Here is a 13,939-nt window from a genome sequence, read left to right as displayed (position 1 = left end):
GATCTCCCGGCAGCGGATGCACGCCCGCGCCGAGCGCCGCCGCCAGCAGCTCGACCGCGGCGGCCCAGCCCGCCGCGGTCACCAGCAGGGCGGCGAGCAGCCCCGCGACCGCCCGCCGGGGCCGGAACTCGCGGCCCGCCAGCCGGCGCGCGAGCTGCCTGCTCTGTCTCTCCTGGATCAGGTCCCTGACCAGCGTCTCGGCCATAGCCACCCCCGTGAGCCATCGGCACGTCGGACATCGTTACCCATGGTGAGGCATTATCACGGAATGTGAAACTCGCCATGCCGACATCTCACGCGATCAACGCCGGCTTCCCGCGGGGGTCAGCGGAAGACGACCGTCCGGTCGCCGTTGAGCAGGACGCGGTGCTCGGTGTGCCAGCGGACGGCGCGGGCGAGCGCGAGGCACTCCACGTCGCGGCCGACCGCCACGAGCTGCTCCGGGCTGTGGGCGTGGTCGACGCGCGCGACCTCCTGCTCGATGATCGGGCCCTCGTCCAGGTCGGCGGTGACGTAGTGCGCGGTCGCGCCGATCACCTTGACGCCGCGCGCGTGCGCCTGGTGGTAGGGGCGGGCGCCCTTGAAGCTCGGCAGGAACGAGTGGTGGATGTTGATGATCGAGCCGGGCAGCTTCGCGCAGAAGCCGTCCGAGAGGATCTGCATGTACCGGGCGAGGACGACCAGGTCGGCGCGGTAGTGCTCGACCAGCGTGAGGATCTCCGCCTCCTGCGCGGCCTTCCCGCCGGGGCCGGCCGGCAGGTGGTGGTAGTCGATCCCGTACGACTGCGTGAGCGGGCGCAGGTCGGGGTGGTTGGAGGCGACGCCCACGATGTCGATGTCGAGGAGCCCGGACCGCTGCCGGTAGAGCAGGTCGTTCAGGCAGTGGCCGCTCCTGGACACGAGGATCAGCACGCGCGGGCGGACGGCGAGGTCGTGCAGCCGCCAGTCCAGGCCGAGGTCGGGGGCGAGCGCGGCGACCGCGCCGCGCAGGCCGTCGGGGTCCGCGCCGCCGGGCTCGGTGAACTGCACCCGCATGAAGAAGGTGTCGGACTCGCGGTCGCCGAACTGCTGGCTCTCCACGATGTTGCAGCCGCGCGCGGCGAGCAGCCCCGAGACGGCGGCGACGATCCCCGGCCGGTCGGGGCAGGACAGCGTCAGGACGTATTCGTTCACGGTCTCACTTCCGCCGCGTTTCTTCGGTCGTGGGAGCCCGGGAGCGGGCGGGGCGCCCGCCTGCGGGAGGCTCCGAGCCTACGTCCCGGTGCCGCCGCGGCGGGCCCCATCCGCACCCCTAGGATTCGGCGCGTCCACCGCGAGCCGACGTTTCAGCCCAGCTTGTGGAAGAACGCCCGGATGTCGTCGATGAGCAGGTCGGGGGCGTCGTGCGCGGCCCAGTGCCCGCCCCGGTCGTACTCGTTCCAGTGGACGATCTCGGTGTGGTCGCGGTCGGCGAAGCGGCGGAGCGGCCGGAAGTCGTAGGCGAAGGACGCGAGCCCGATCGGGAACGCGGTCGGCTCGGCCGGCTTCTCCTCGCGCGCGTTCTCGTAGTAGAAGCGGGCCGAGGACGCGGCCGTGTTGGTGAACCAGTAGATCGAGGCGTTGGTCAGGATGACGTCCGGGTCCGGGAGGCCGCCGAGGAGCTGGCCGATCCAGGCGAGCTGCCCGGACGGCGAGTCCGCGAGGGCGTGCGCGAGGGTCTGCGGCTGGGCCCGCTGCGCGTGGTCGTGAATGGCGTGGTCCACGAACTGCCCCAGGAACTGGAGGTACTGGAGCTCGTCGGGGGTGAGCCCCTCCAGTTCGGCCGGGTCGCCGGACGGGAACGAGAAGATCTGGTTCACGTGGACGCCGACGACCGCCTCGGGGTGGCGCCGCGCGATCTCCGGGCTGACGATGGCGCCCGCGTCGTTGCCGTGCGCGCCGTACCGGGCGTAGCCGAGGCGGTTCATCAGCTCGTGCCAGGCGTCGGCGGTGCGGGCGGCGCCCCAGTCCTTCTCGCGGGTGGGGCCGGAGAACCCGAACCCGGGCAGGGACGGGATGACGACGTGGAACGCGTCGGCCGGGTCGCCGCCGTGGGCGCGGGGGTCGGTGAGCGGGCCGATCAGGTCCAGGTACTCGACGAACGTGTTGGGCCAGCCGTGCGTGAGGATCAGCGGCGTGGCGTCCGGCTCGGGCGAGCGGACGTGCACGAAGTGGACGAGCTGGCCGTCGATCTCGGTGGTGAACTGCGGGAACGCGTTGAGCCTGGCCTCCTGCGCGCGCCAGTCGAAGCCGTTCCGCCAGCGGGCGACGAGGTCCTGGACGAACGACAGCGGGACGCCGTACTCCCAGCCGGGCTGCACCGGCCCGGCGGCCCGCCCGTCGGTGACCTGGTCCTCCGGCAGCTCGTTCGCCCAGCGGACGCGGGCCAGGCGCTCACGGAGGTCGTCGAGGTCGGCCTGCGGGATCTCGATGCGGAACGGCGTGATGTCGGTGCTGCCGGCCATGGTCACTCCTTCGTCGGTGTGGAACCGGATGCCCGTAGTCTATCAGAACGGAGCATTCCGTTCTACTGCTGCCGTCGCCGGAGCGGGGTTCCTACCAGCCGGTAGTTTGCGAGCGCTCCGTGGGGTTACTTTTGCCTGCATGCGACGGATGCTTCTCCTGGTACTGGCAGTCGCCCTCCTCCTCGCGGGCTGCAACGACACCAAGGACGGCGGCGGGGGCAAGAGCACCAAGGGCCAGGGCGGCAAGCGTCCCGCGAGCGTGGACGGCATCCCCACGAGCGCGGGCACGCACAAGGAGAAGCTGGACGTCGGGACGGTCGGGCACCGCGAGTACCTGCTGCACGTCCCGTCCAAGGTGTCGGGCGGGAAGTGGCGGAACGGCAGGCCCGCCGACCCGCCCGCGCTCGTCATCGCCCTGCACGGCGGCCTCGCCACCATGAAGCAGATGCAGTCGCTGACCGGCTTCGACGCGATCTCCGACCGGAAGGGGTTCCTCGTCGCCTACCCCGACGGGTTCATGACGACGTGGAACGCGGGCGACTGCTGCGGCGCCGCGAAGGTCGGGAACGTCAACGACGTCGGGTTCCTGACCAAGCTGATCGACAAGATCACCGGCGCGGGGCTCGCCGACCCGAAGCGCGTCTACGTCACCGGCTTCTCCAACGGCGCCGGGATGGCCTACCGGCTGGCCTGCGAGAAGCCGGACAAGGTCGCGGCCATCGGGGTGGTCGAGGGCGCGCTCGTCACCAAGTGCGACCCGGACCGTCCCGTCTCCGCGATGATCTTCCATGGGACGGCCGACGGCAACGTGCCCTACAACGGCGGCGGCGACCGGGACTTCAACGACAAGCGCCCCTTCCCGCCCGTGTCGAGCGCGGTGGACTTCTGGCGCAAGCGCGCCGGGGTGGGCAAGCCCGACAAGAGCGTCCGGGCGCTGAGCGGCGGGACGGAGTGCAACGCCACCGGCAAGGGCAAGGACGGCGCCGAGGTGACCTTCTGCAAGATCGAGGGCGGTACGCACAAGTGGCCGTCCGAGGCGAGCGCGATGCTCTGGACCTTCTTCGCCGACCACCCGCGCGGCTGACCCCACGCGGCTGAGCCGGGGCGGCCCGTCCGGTTGGACGTGAGAGGTTTTCACATTTTCCCGGTAGGGTGGCACCGTGAGCACCAGAAACCTCCGGGACCGCTACGACGCCGCGACCGCCGGGCTGGAGGCGCCGTTCGCCGTCGTCGACATGACCGCCTTCCGCGCGAACGCCGCCGGCCTCGTCCGCCGCGCGGCCGGCAAGCCCGTCCGGGTCGCGAGCAAGTCGGTGCGCTGCCGCGCGCTGCTCGCGGAGGTCCTCGCCATGGACGGCTTCGCCGGCATCATGGCGTTCACCCTGCCCGAGGCGCTCTGGCTGGCCCGCGAGGGCCTCAGCGACGACATCCTCGTCGCCTACCCGACGGCCGACCGCACCGCCGTCGCCGCGCTGGCCGCCGACGACGCCGCCGCCCGCGCGGTCACGCTGATGGTCGACTCCCCCGAGCACCTCGACCTCATCGAGGACGCCGCCGGCGGCCGCCGCGTCCGTGTCTGCATCGACATCGACGCGTCCTACCGGCCCCTCGGCGGGCGCGTCCGCATCGGCGCGCTGCGCTCCCCGCTGCGCACCCCCGCCGACGTCGCGGGGCTCGCCGAGCGGATCCTCAAGCGCCCGGGCCTCGACCTCGTCGGGCTCATGGCCTACGAGTCGCAGATCGCCGGCGTCGGCGACGTCCCGCCCGGACGGCCCGCCCGCGCCCGCGTCATCCGCGCGATGCAGCAGCGGTCCCGGATCGAGCTGGCCCGCCGCCGGGCCGCGATCGTGCGCGCCGTCCGCGACCTCACCGACCTGGAGTTCGTCAACGGCGGCGGCACCGGCAGCGTCGAGAAGACCGCCGCCGAGCGCGCCGTCACCGAGATCGCCGCCGGGTCCGGCCTGTACCAGCCGCACCTGTTCGACCAGTACTCCAACTTCAGCGGACGCCCCGCCGCGCTGTTCGCGCTGCCCGTCGTCCGCCGCCCCGGCCCCGGCGTCGCGACCTGCCTCGGCGGCGGCTACCTCGCGTCCGGTCCCGCCGACGAGATCCGCCTCCCCCAGCCGTACCTGCCGACCGGCCTGTCCTACGACGGCAACGAGGGCGCCGGCGAGGTGCAGACGCCGCTGCTCGGCCGCGCCGCCGACGGGCTGCGCGTCGGCGACCGCGTCTGGTTCCGGCACACCAAGGCCGGCGAGCTGTGCGAGCGCTTCGCCGAGCTGCACCTCATCGAGGGCGACCGGTTCGTCCGGACCGTCCCGACCTACCGCGGCGAGGGCCGGACCTTCCTCTGAGCGCGCGTTCCGGCGGGGCGGGCGCCCGGCCGGCTCCGACCGGCTCGCTCGGACCGGCTCGGCGGGATCCCTCCCGAACGGCCGCCTCTCGGTTAGGTTGGCCGGTATGAGCGACGCTCCCCTCATCAGCGTCCGCGGCGAGGCCGTCCTGGAGGTCGAGCCCGAGGTCGCCCTGCTGTCCGTGCACGTCCAGTCCCGCGAGGACGACCGGCGCACCGCCCTGGACCGGCTCGCCGAGCGCAACAGGCGCTGCCTCGACCTCGTCCGGTCCTACGGCGAGGCCGTGGAGAAGCTGGAGACGGGCGGGCTGTCCATCACGCCGATCCTGCGGTACCGGCGGCGCGAGGGCGACATCCGCGCCTACCAGGGCACCGCCTGGATCAAGATCACGGTCGCCGACTTCTCCGTCCTCGGCGAGCTGGTCGCGCGCCTCGGCGACCTGGAGCGCACCGCCGTGAACGGCCCCGAGTGGGCGCTGCGGCCCGACAGCGAGGTGCACGCCCGCGCCGCCCGGCAGGCGGTCCACGAGGCCGTCGCCCGCGCCCGCAGCTACGCCGAGGCCCTCGGCGCCCGCCTCACCGGCCTCGTCGAGCTGTCCGACGAGGGCGTCCGCGACCGGGACCACGCCATGCCCGTCGCGATGGCCGCGGGCTACGGCATGCCGCCGGGCGCCGCCCGCGACGAGCCGGAGGCGATCGACCTGGAGCCCGCCGCCCAGACCGTCCGTGCCGCGGTCGAGGCCCGTTTCACCGCCACCGCACCCGACCTGGAATGACGGCAGGGAGAGCATGACCGCAGCAGAGCAGGGGACTCCGCCGCAACCCGCACCGACCACACCGAACGCACCCACCGCACCGATGACGCCGGACGCGGCGGCACCGCCCGGGCCGCCGCAGCCCGTGCTGAGCGACCCCTGCGCCGAGCGCGGTCCCGCCGGCGAGATCCTGCACGCCGGCGGGGCCCCGGCGCCCGGCCTGGACGTGTTCCTCACCGGCCGCGTCTTCATGGACATGATCTTCACGGGGCTGCCCGGCCTGCCGCCGCCCGGCACCGAGCTCGTCACCGACGGGCTCGGCTCGGCGCCCGGCGGCATCGCCAACATCGCCGTCGCCATGAGCCGGCTCGGCCTGCGCACCGGCCTCGCCGCCCCGTTCGGCGACGACCTGTTCGGCACCTACCTGTGGCGCACCCTGTCCGAGCAGGAGGACGTCGACCTGACCTGGTCGCGGCGCGTCCCGGGCTGGTCCACGCCCGTCACGGTGTCGCTGGCCTACGCCTCCGACCGCAGCATGGTCACCTTCACCCGGCCGCCGCCCGGCGACGACCTCGCCGCCGGGCCGCCGCGCAGCGCGACGTGCTTCATCGACATCGACCGGCCCGTCCCCGCCTGGGCGCTGGAGATGCGCCGCGCCGGCTCGCTCGTCTTCGCCGACCTCGGCTGGGACCCCACCGAGACCTGGTCCACGGACGTCCTCGACCGGCTCGCGCACGTGGACGTCTTCCTGCCCAACGCCGTCGAGGCGATGGCCTACACCCGCACGTCGTCCCCGGCCGAGGCCCTGGACGTCCTCGCCGACCGCGTCCCCGTCGTCGTGGTGAAGCAGGGGTCGCGCGGGGCCATCGCCGTCGACTCCACCACCGGCGAGCGCGCCTCCGCGGACGCGCTGCCCGTCCACGCCCTCGACCCGACCGGCGCGGGCGACGTGTTCGCCGCCGGGTTCGTGTTCGGCACCCTCGCCGGATGGCCGCTCGACCACCGCCTCCGCTTCGCGAACCTGTGCGCCGGGCTCTCCGTCCGGCACTACAGCGGCTCGCTCGGCGCGCCCTGCTGGGGCGAGATCGCCGCGTTCGGCGAGAGCGGCGAGGTCGCGCCCGAGGTGCTGGAGGGCTACTCGTTCGTCGTGCCCTACATCCCCGCCGCGGAGCTGGAGCGCGGCGCCGACTCCGTCACCCGCGCCGAACCGACCCTGCGGTAGGCCGCGACAGGACGCAGAGACCGGGACGGCGTGAACGGCCCCGCGTCCCGCGCCGTACTCCAGGACGTGGAAGCAACGGACTGCGGCGACTACCGCCTCGGTCTCGGCGTCTACGCCCTCGGGCGGCTGCCGGGCACCGAGGCCGCCGAGCTGCGCGCGCACCTGCGCGGCTGCCGGCGCTGCCGCGTCGAGCTCGACGAGCTGCGCGGCGTCGCGGAGATGCTCGCCCGCAGCGTCCCGGAGTGGCGGGCGACCGCGGGGCAGCCGCAGGCGCGTCCGGGGCAGGCGGGGCAGGGCGGGCCGGGCTGGCAGGCGCGGACACGGCGAGGCGCCGGCCGCGGAACGCGGACCGGCGCCTCCCGGATCGGCCTCAGCGGCGCTTTCGCCTGCGACGCCAGAGGACGAGGACGGTCACGGTGACGGCCACGCCGACCCCCACCACGACGCGCCGGTCGACCTGACCCGGCTCGCCGTCCTTGCCCTCCTCCGGGAGCACCATCGCGCGGACGGTCCGGGCGACCTGCTCGGCCTCCTCCTTCAGGCGATCGGCGCCCCGGTGCGCGACGTTCCTCGGGTTGACCCGGTCCGCGAGCTCGTCGATGGTGCGCGCGAGCTCCAGGCGGGTGCGCTCGATCTCCCGCTCCAGCGCCTCCGGGTCGCGGGCCCTGTCAGCCATGCCGTGTCCTATCGTGTCGGGCGACGCATGATCCGAACAGTGTTGCAGGTCTTCCCGCCGGACGCCCGCCGCACCCCGGGCGGTACGGTTGGACCGACCATCCGAGCGAAAGGCGGGACAGGGTGTCCGAGCGGCTGCAGCCGGGCGACGTCGCCCCCGATTTCGAGCTTCCCGACGCCGACGGACGACCGGTGTCGCTGGCGTCGCTGCGCGGGAAGCGCGTCATCCTCTACTTCTACCCGGCGGCCATGACGCCCGGCTGCACGAAGGAGTCCGTCGACTTCCAGAGCAGCCTCCCCGAGCTGGAGGCCGCCGGGGTCGCCGTCGTCGGCGTCTCCCCCGACGCCCCCGCCAAGCTCGCCAAGTTCCGGGCGAAGGAGGGGTTGACCTTCCCGCTGCTGTCCGACCCGGACGCGAAGGTCCTCCAGGCGTACGGCGCGTACGGCGAGAAGAAGCTGTACGGCAAGGTCGTCGTCGGCGTGATCCGCTCGACGTTCCTCATCGACGCCGACGGAAAGATCGAGAAGGCGTACTACAACGTGAAGGCCACCGGCCACGTGGAGCGCCTCCGCCGCGACCTGTCGACCTGACGCGCGGACGTCCGCGCAAGGCGACCGCGCACGAGGTTCGTGCAAGCCGTTCGCGCGGGCCGCTCGCCGACCGGGCGGGCGGCCCGCGGACGGGTGCCGTGTGCGGGCGGGGGGATTCGAACCCCCACGGTGTCGCCACCAACAGGACCTAAACCTGCCGCGTATACCTGATTTCGCCACGCCCGCGCGGCCCCCTCGACGAGGGCGCGTTCAGCTTAGCGCGCAGGTCGCCGGGCCCGACAGCGAAATCCCCCGCCCCGGAAACGGTCACCGGCCGTGATCGAGGATGCGCGCAAATTGGAACAGAACCCCTGCAACCGCGGAAGCCGCGGCCTACGCTGGACGGGTCCGTTCCGCGCCGACGCGCGGTGAGGCCGCGAATCCGAACCCAGGTGGGGTCCACCGTGAGCGAGTCCTTCACCCATCGCCTGCTGCCGTACGACGGGGTGGAGGGGTTCCTCGAAGGAGCGCTGCCGTTCCTGCGTGACGGCGTCGAGGCGGGCGACCGCGTCGTCGCCGTGGCCGGCCCGGCACGGGAGCTGCTGCTGCGCGAGGAGCTCGGGCCCGCGACGGCGGGCGTCGAGTTCGCCGCGGCCGACACGTGGTACTCGCACCCGTCCCGGACCCTCGCCGACTGCCTCAGCGACGCCGACGCCACCGCCTGGCAGGGACGGCGGCTCCGCATCCTCGGCGAACCGGTCTGGGCGTCGAGGCCGCCGCTCGAAGTGCTGGAGTGGCAGCGCGCCGAGGCGATCCTCAACGTCGCGTTCGCCGGCAGCGACGCGTCCCTCCTGTGCCCCTTCCCGTCGTCGCTGCCCGCGGGCGTGGTCGCGGCGTCCCGCAAGACCCACCCCGAGACGGTGTGCGGCTCGCGCTCCCTGGCCAACCCGAGCTTCATCGACCCGTGGGCCTACTCCGCGCAGTGCGACGGCGAGCCGCTGCCCCCGCCGCCCGCCTCCGCCGAGGCACTGAAGATCGACCTCCCCGACCTGTACTGGCTGCGCGCCTACGTCGGCGACTACGCGCGGCGCACCCCGCTGCCCGACGAGGACCTCCAGCGGCTCCTGGTCGCGGTCACCGAGGTGGTCACCAACGCGCTCCGGCACGGCGAACCGCCGATCACGCTGCGGATGTGGACCCGGACGTCCGGCGACCCGTCGCTCGTCTGCGAGGTCACCGACGGCGGGCGGTGGCCGCCGGGCACCGGCTACGGGCTGCTCCCGCCGCGCCCGCCCGGCGCGGCCCCGTCCGGGCGGTTCGGCCTGTGGGCCGTCCGGCTGCTCTGCTCGATCGTCCAGATCCGCACCGGGGACGCCGGCACCACCGTCCGCCTGCACCTCCGGCTCCCCGCCGTACCGGCACGGAAGGCCCCGACGATCGACAGAGCGTGAGGGATTCCATGCGTTGGGCTTCCAAAGCCGCGGGAGCGGCGTACGCTGAACGGGTCCGCGACAATCCCGATGGGCAGGCCATGGACGCACCCTGGTTCGCCAAGCGCCCCGTCAGCGCCGTACGCCCCGGCGACCACGCCTGGCTGGCCTACTCCGGCGCCGAGGAGCGCGACCGCGTCATCGGCACCTTCGTCCAGGAGGGCCTGCGCACCAACGAGAAGGTCGTGTACGTCACCGACGCCGCGCCCGAACTGCTGCCCGGCCTCGGCCCGGCGCACCGCGTGGACGTGGAGGCCTACGCCCGGACGGGCCAGCTGCGGCTGATCTCCCGCCGGGAGGCGTGCCTCGACCGGCGCGGCGGGTTCGAGCCCGCCATGATGCTGGAGACCCTCGGCCGGGAGGTCGACCTGGCGTTCGGCCAGGGCTTCCGGGCCGTCCGGCTGACGACCGACCACAGCTGGCTCCTCAGCGGCCCCGGCCGGCCGGACCTCGGCCCGATGCTGGGCTGCGAGCACCGCGTCGGCGACGCCGTCTCGCCGAGCACGATGGCGATGGCGATCTGCCAGATCGACCGGCACGCCTGCGCGCCGGACGAGCTCCTCGCCCTGCGCGACACCCACGAGGTCCTGGTGGAAGTGAACCCCGAATTCGACGACGGGATCCTCAAGATCGTGCGTACCTTCGAGCCCAACGGGCTGCGGGTCGAGGGCGAGCTCGACGCCGCCCGGCACGCCGTGTTCGCCGAGAAGCTGACCCAGGTCAGCGCCGACCGGCACCGCGTCCACCTCGACCTCTCGCGGCTCGGCTTCATCGACCTCGGCGGCCTGCACCTGCTCGCGCGGCACGCCACGGGCCTGCCCGCCGGCCGGGCGCTGGTCCTCGACCACCTCCCCGCCGACGTCGAGCACGTCATCGAGATGGTGGGCTGGCACCGGCTCCCCGGCCTGGCCCGCGGCGACGGGGCGCTCCCGGAGACGGAGGGCGTCTCCTGATGAGCCTGGAGCACAGAGCCCTGCTGTACGGCGACATGGAGAGCTTCGTCGAGGCGACCGTGCCGTTCCTCGAATCGGGACTGGAAAGGGAGCAGGCCGTCATCGCGGTGGCGCGGGAGCCCGGGCTCTCCGCGCTGCGCGACATCCTGAAACCGCACGGCAACGCCGTCCTGTACTTCGACTCGGCGCGCTTCTACGAGCATCCCGTCCGCACCCTGCGCGACTACCAGACGATCGTCCGGCAGAGCGAGCCGCGGACCGTGTGCGCGCTCGCCGAACCGGTCTGGGACGGCTGGACCGAGCTCCAGACGCGCGAGTGGGTCCGCTACGAGTCGCTGATCAACGTGGTGTTCGCGCACTCCGGGGCGCGGGCGCTGTGCCCCTACGACACCGCCCAGCTGGCACCGCGGATCATCGAGGACGCCCGGCGCACCCACCCCGTGGTCGTCGGCGACGGCCACGACGGCGCCAACGACGCCTACGTCGACCCGGCGCGCCTCGGCATGGGCTGCGACCGCGCGCGCCGCTTCGACCGGCCGGGCGCCTCGGAGTACATGGCGATCGACGGCGCCGACCTGCACGCGCTGCGCGCGTTCGTCGCCGAGCGGGCGACGGCGCACGGGCTCGGCAGGCGGCCAGCGCAGAACCTCGTCACGGCCGTCAACGAGGTCGCCGCGAACGCGCTCCAGCACGGCGTCCCGCCGATGGGGCTGTGGATCTGGCGCGACGGCGACGACCTCGTCTGCGAGATCGGCGACAACGGGTTCTGGCGGCCCAGCCCGCTCACCGGGTTCATCCCGCCCGACTCCGCGCTCCAGCGCGGCTTCGGCCTGTGGACGGTGCGGCTGCTCGTCGACCTCATGGAGCTCCGGGCGGGGTGGGACGGCACGTTCGTGCGCCTGCACGTCCGCCGATGATCTGATTCGTGCTGAGTCTCAGATACTGCTAAATCCCGGTAAGTGACTCGCTACACCGCGTGGCAGGCGCGGCATACCCTGGTCTGGCCCGGAGAGACGGCGGTGGAAGGCGTTATGGAGACCCTCTGGTCCGTCCGCAGGCCGGTCCGCGATCTGCGGCCCGGCGACCATGCCTGGCTGGCCTACGCCAACGAGGACGAGCAGCGCCACGTCGCGGGCGCGTTCGTCCGGGACGGCCTGCTCGCCCGGGAGAAGGTCATCTACGTGGCGGGCTCGGTGAAGGACGCCGTCCCCGGCGTTCCGCCCGGCACGCCCGACGAGCTGCTGGCCTTCCTGCCGTCCGGGCCGCCCGACGGCGGCCGGTTCGACCCCGTCGCCACGGCCCGCGCCGTCACCGACGAGATCGACCGGGCCCTGGCGCAGGGCTTCCGCGCGATCCGCGTCGCCGCCGAGATGACCTGGGCGCTGCGCCGCCCGGACGGCCTGGACCTGCTCCAGGCCTTCGAGCGGCGGATCGAGCAGGCGGTCCCGCCGAGCACGCAGATCACCGCCGTCTGCCAGCTCGACCGGCGCCGCTGCCACCGCGCCGAGCTCGCGGCGCTGCGCGCCGGCCACGCCGTCCTCGTCGCCCCGGACCCCGAGTTCGAGGACGCCGTCCTCAGGATCGTCCGGACGTTCCAGCCGGCCGGGCTGTCGCTGTCGGGCGAGCTGGACGCGTCCCGGCACAGCGTGCTCGACCAGGCGCTGGCCTCGGTGATCTCGGGCTGCGGCACCAGGGAGATCCACCTCGACCTCGCCGGGCTGGGCTTCATCGACCTCGGCGGCATCAACCTGCTGACCGAGGTCGCGGGCCGCCACGCCGACCCCGCCCACCTCGTCCTCGACCGCGTCTCGCCCCAGCTCCGCGCCGTCATGGAAACGGTCGGCTGGAACATGCTCCCCGGCCTGACGCTGGGTGCGGTGTGACCTGCGGGCGCTGAGGGGCTGGGTCAGAGTTGTTCTAGGGCGGCTATGAAGCGTTCGGCTTCGGCGCGGGTCATGCCGGTCTCGGCCTGCACGACCGCCACCGCCGACGCCACGTCCTCCTCGGCGAGGAAGGCGCGGACGCGGTCCGACAGCATCCGCCGCTGCGGCGCGCTGGGCGGGATGCGGCCGTCCCTGAGCCCCTCCGCGTACTCCTTGGCCTCCCGGAGGCCCATGCCCGTCTCCTCGCGGAGCAGTTTGATCGCGTGGATCATCTTCTGCTGCGCGATCAGCCCGAGGACCCGGCTCCGCGTTCCGTCGGGGACCTCGTGGTGAACCACGTACGTGACCTTCTTGCCGCGCACCGCTCTCCTCTCGCCCGCCGCCCCCGGCGGGCCGACCGCCAGCTTACGGGCCGGTGCCCGGACGTCTCCGCCCATTCAGCGATTCGTCGGGTAAGGGGTATGCGACGGGGAGGGCACCCGCCCGCTCGGCGTGGCGCTCGCGGGCAGCGGCGCGCCGCTGGTCGGTGCCGTGGCCGGAGGCCGGGAGGTTTCCGGTCCCTGCCGCGACGCCCTCGGACGCGGGGCCCTAGACGCGCCGGACGGGGACGGGACTCCCCGCGGCTCCATGGTCCGCGGCGGCGACGGCGGTGTCGTCGTCGGCACGTCCACCGGGGACGGCGAGGCGGGCGGCGCCAGCGGTCGCGGCGGTTCCGCCCTCCCGCCGCCCGGCCACACGAGGACGGCTACCGCCACCACGACCGCGGCCGTCACGGCGGCGGCCAGCAGCGGGAGCGCCCAGCGGCGCACCGTCGCGCGGGCCGGAGCGGCGGCCCGTCCGGCCTCCTGGAACCTGCGGACGGCCTCCGGACCGGCGTGGACGCTCCCGGCGGCCGCGCGGTAGTGGTCGCGCAGCAGGGCGTCGAGGTCGTCGTTCACTCGCCCCGCCCTCCCTCGTGTGCTCCCGCGGCCATGTGCGCGCGCAACGCGGCCATGGCCCGCGACGTGTGGCTCTTCACCGTTCCCCGCGAGATCCCGAGCGTCTCGGCGATCTCGTGCTCGCCGAGGTCGCACCAGTAGCGCAGCACGACCACGGCCCGCTGCTTGGCCGGCAGCGCCCGCAGGACCTCGTCCAGGTCGCCCGCCCCGCCCGGAACCGGGGTCGCCCCGGCGAGGCGCTCCAGGTCCGCGGCCGTGCCGACGGGCGTGTCGCGCCGCCGCGCGCGCCGCTTGTTCTCGTCGATCGCGAGGTTGACCAGGACCCTGCGGGCGTACGCCTCGGGGTTGCCGCCGGCGACCCGCCGCCACCGCCGCGCGGTCCGCTCGTAGGCGGTCTGGAGGAGGTCCTCGGCGAGGTGCCGGTCGTACACCATGAACACGGCCGTGCGCAGCAGCCGGCCCGCGGTGGCGGTCACGAACTCGTCGAACGTGATCTCCGCCCCGCGGACCTCCTGGGCGTTCACGGTGGACAGCGGCACCTACCGCCGTCCGCCGGGCACCGCCGGCGCCGGCGCGGCGGTGGGCTGCGCCGGTTTCGGCCGCGGGACGCGCGGCGCCGTGCCTCCGGGCGTCCCGCACTCCGGCGCCGCGGTGCG

17 protein-coding genes and 1 tRNA gene are annotated in these 13,939 nt (G+C 73.9%); 10 read left to right on the top strand and 8 right to left on the bottom strand.

All coding sequences use genetic code 11. The features are described from left to right. The 3 genes from E1300_RS39875 to E1300_RS39865 form a co-directional block, all read right to left on the bottom strand. Positions 1–205: hypothetical protein (locus E1300_RS39875; protein ID WP_131762431.1), on the bottom strand; the 205-nt coding region annotated here is incomplete at its 3' end. A 119-nt stretch (positions 206–324) separates the two neighbouring features. Continuing rightward, on the bottom strand, positions 325–1,173 hold the full coding sequence (purU, locus tag E1300_RS39870; RefSeq protein ID WP_131762429.1) for a formyltetrahydrofolate deformylase: 849 nt from the start codon (positions 1,171–1,173) through the stop codon (positions 325–327). Positions 1,174–1,325: 152 nt separating this feature from the next. Next, positions 1,326–2,483 carry an epoxide hydrolase family protein gene (locus E1300_RS39865; RefSeq protein WP_131762427.1) on the bottom strand — a complete coding sequence of 386 codons (1,158 nt, stop codon included), beginning with the start codon at positions 2,481–2,483 and terminating at the stop codon, positions 1,326–1,328. A 139-nt stretch (positions 2,484–2,622) separates the two neighbouring features. Between E1300_RS39865 and E1300_RS39860 the strand changes: the two genes are divergently transcribed. The 5 genes from E1300_RS39860 to E1300_RS39840 all read left to right on the top strand — a co-directional run bounded on the left by E1300_RS39860 (position 2,623) and on the right by E1300_RS39840 (position 7,233). Beyond that, positions 2,623–3,567 carry a CE1 family esterase gene (locus tag E1300_RS39860; RefSeq protein WP_131762426.1) on the top strand — a complete coding sequence of 315 codons (945 nt, stop codon included), beginning with the start codon at positions 2,623–2,625 and terminating at the stop codon, positions 3,565–3,567. A gap of 76 nt (positions 3,568–3,643) precedes the next feature. Beyond that, a complete protein-coding gene (locus tag E1300_RS39855; RefSeq protein WP_131762424.1) occupies positions 3,644–4,837 on the top strand; it encodes an amino acid deaminase/aldolase in 1,194 nt (397 codons plus the stop codon). A 106-nt stretch (positions 4,838–4,943) separates the two neighbouring features. Next, the gene (locus E1300_RS39850; protein ID WP_131762422.1) at positions 4,944–5,612 is read left to right on the top strand and encodes an SIMPL domain-containing protein; all 669 of its coding nucleotides are present in this window, start codon (positions 4,944–4,946) and stop codon (positions 5,610–5,612) included. Between the two features lie 82 nt (positions 5,613–5,694). Then, entirely contained in the window at positions 5,695–6,813 is a 1,119-nt protein-coding gene (locus E1300_RS39845; RefSeq protein WP_131762435.1) for a carbohydrate kinase family protein, read from the top strand. Positions 6,814–6,879: 66 nt separating this feature from the next. After that, positions 6,880–7,233: a zf-HC2 domain-containing protein gene (locus E1300_RS39840; protein WP_165503203.1), complete on the top strand. Its 354-nt coding sequence runs from the start codon at positions 6,880–6,882 to the stop codon at positions 7,231–7,233. Here the strand turns inward: E1300_RS39840 and E1300_RS39835 are convergent. Then, entirely contained in the window at positions 7,184–7,489 is a 306-nt protein-coding gene (locus E1300_RS39835; protein WP_131762418.1) for a DUF3618 domain-containing protein, read from the bottom strand. The genes E1300_RS39840 and E1300_RS39835 overlap by 50 nt on opposite strands. Positions 7,490–7,611: 122 nt before the next feature. Between E1300_RS39835 and bcp the strand changes: the two genes are divergently transcribed. Beyond that, positions 7,612–8,079 carry a thioredoxin-dependent thiol peroxidase gene (gene bcp, locus E1300_RS39830; RefSeq protein WP_131762416.1) on the top strand — a complete coding sequence of 156 codons (468 nt, stop codon included), beginning with the start codon at positions 7,612–7,614 and terminating at the stop codon, positions 8,077–8,079. A 101-nt stretch (positions 8,080–8,180) separates the two neighbouring features. Here bcp and E1300_RS39825 read toward each other — a convergent pair. Further along, positions 8,181–8,265, bottom strand: a tRNA-Leu gene (locus E1300_RS39825). Positions 8,266–8,483: 218 nt separating this feature from the next. Here E1300_RS39825 and E1300_RS39820 point away from each other — a divergent pair. From E1300_RS39820 to E1300_RS39805, 4 genes are all read left to right on the top strand, one after another. Further along, entirely contained in the window at positions 8,484–9,470 is a 987-nt protein-coding gene (locus E1300_RS39820) for an anti-sigma factor RsbA family regulatory protein (protein WP_131762414.1), read from the top strand. 80 nt (positions 9,471–9,550) lie between these two features. Beyond that, positions 9,551–10,462: an MEDS and STAS domain-containing protein gene (locus E1300_RS39815; protein WP_131762412.1), complete on the top strand. Its 912-nt coding sequence runs from the start codon at positions 9,551–9,553 to the stop codon at positions 10,460–10,462. Beyond that, positions 10,462–11,379 carry an anti-sigma factor RsbA family regulatory protein gene (locus E1300_RS39810; protein WP_131762410.1) on the top strand — a complete coding sequence of 306 codons (918 nt, stop codon included), beginning with the start codon at positions 10,462–10,464 and terminating at the stop codon, positions 11,377–11,379. Before E1300_RS39815 ends, E1300_RS39810 begins: the two co-directional genes overlap by 1 nt. 114 nt (positions 11,380–11,493) lie before the next feature. Beyond that, positions 11,494–12,345, top strand: coding sequence for an MEDS and STAS domain-containing protein (locus E1300_RS39805; RefSeq protein ID WP_131762409.1), 852 nt, complete (start codon positions 11,494–11,496; stop codon positions 12,343–12,345). A 23-nt stretch (positions 12,346–12,368) separates the two neighbouring features. Here E1300_RS39805 and E1300_RS39800 read toward each other — a convergent pair whose 3' ends face one another. The 3 genes from E1300_RS39800 to E1300_RS39790 all read right to left on the bottom strand — a co-directional run bounded on the left by E1300_RS39800 (position 12,369) and on the right by E1300_RS39790 (position 13,807). After that, positions 12,369–12,707, bottom strand: coding sequence for a 50S ribosomal protein L7/L12 (locus E1300_RS39800; RefSeq protein WP_131762407.1), 339 nt, complete (start codon positions 12,705–12,707; stop codon positions 12,369–12,371). Between the two features lie 75 nt (positions 12,708–12,782). Further along, the gene (locus E1300_RS39795) at positions 12,783–13,283 is read right to left on the bottom strand and encodes a hypothetical protein (RefSeq protein ID WP_131762405.1); all 501 of its coding nucleotides are present in this window, start codon (positions 13,281–13,283) and stop codon (positions 12,783–12,785) included. After that, entirely contained in the window at positions 13,280–13,807 is a 528-nt protein-coding gene (locus E1300_RS39790; protein WP_131762433.1) for a SigE family RNA polymerase sigma factor, read from the bottom strand. Before E1300_RS39790 ends, E1300_RS39795 begins: the two co-directional genes overlap by 4 nt. Positions 13,808–13,939: the final 132 nt, after the last annotated feature.

The organism is Actinomadura fibrosa (assembly GCF_900659615.1).
GTDB lineage: Bacteria > Actinomycetota > Actinomycetes > Streptosporangiales > Streptosporangiaceae > Spirillospora > Spirillospora fibrosa.
Note: the sequence above shows the minus strand (reverse complement) of the source record. Positions and strands in the feature narration are given on the sequence as shown.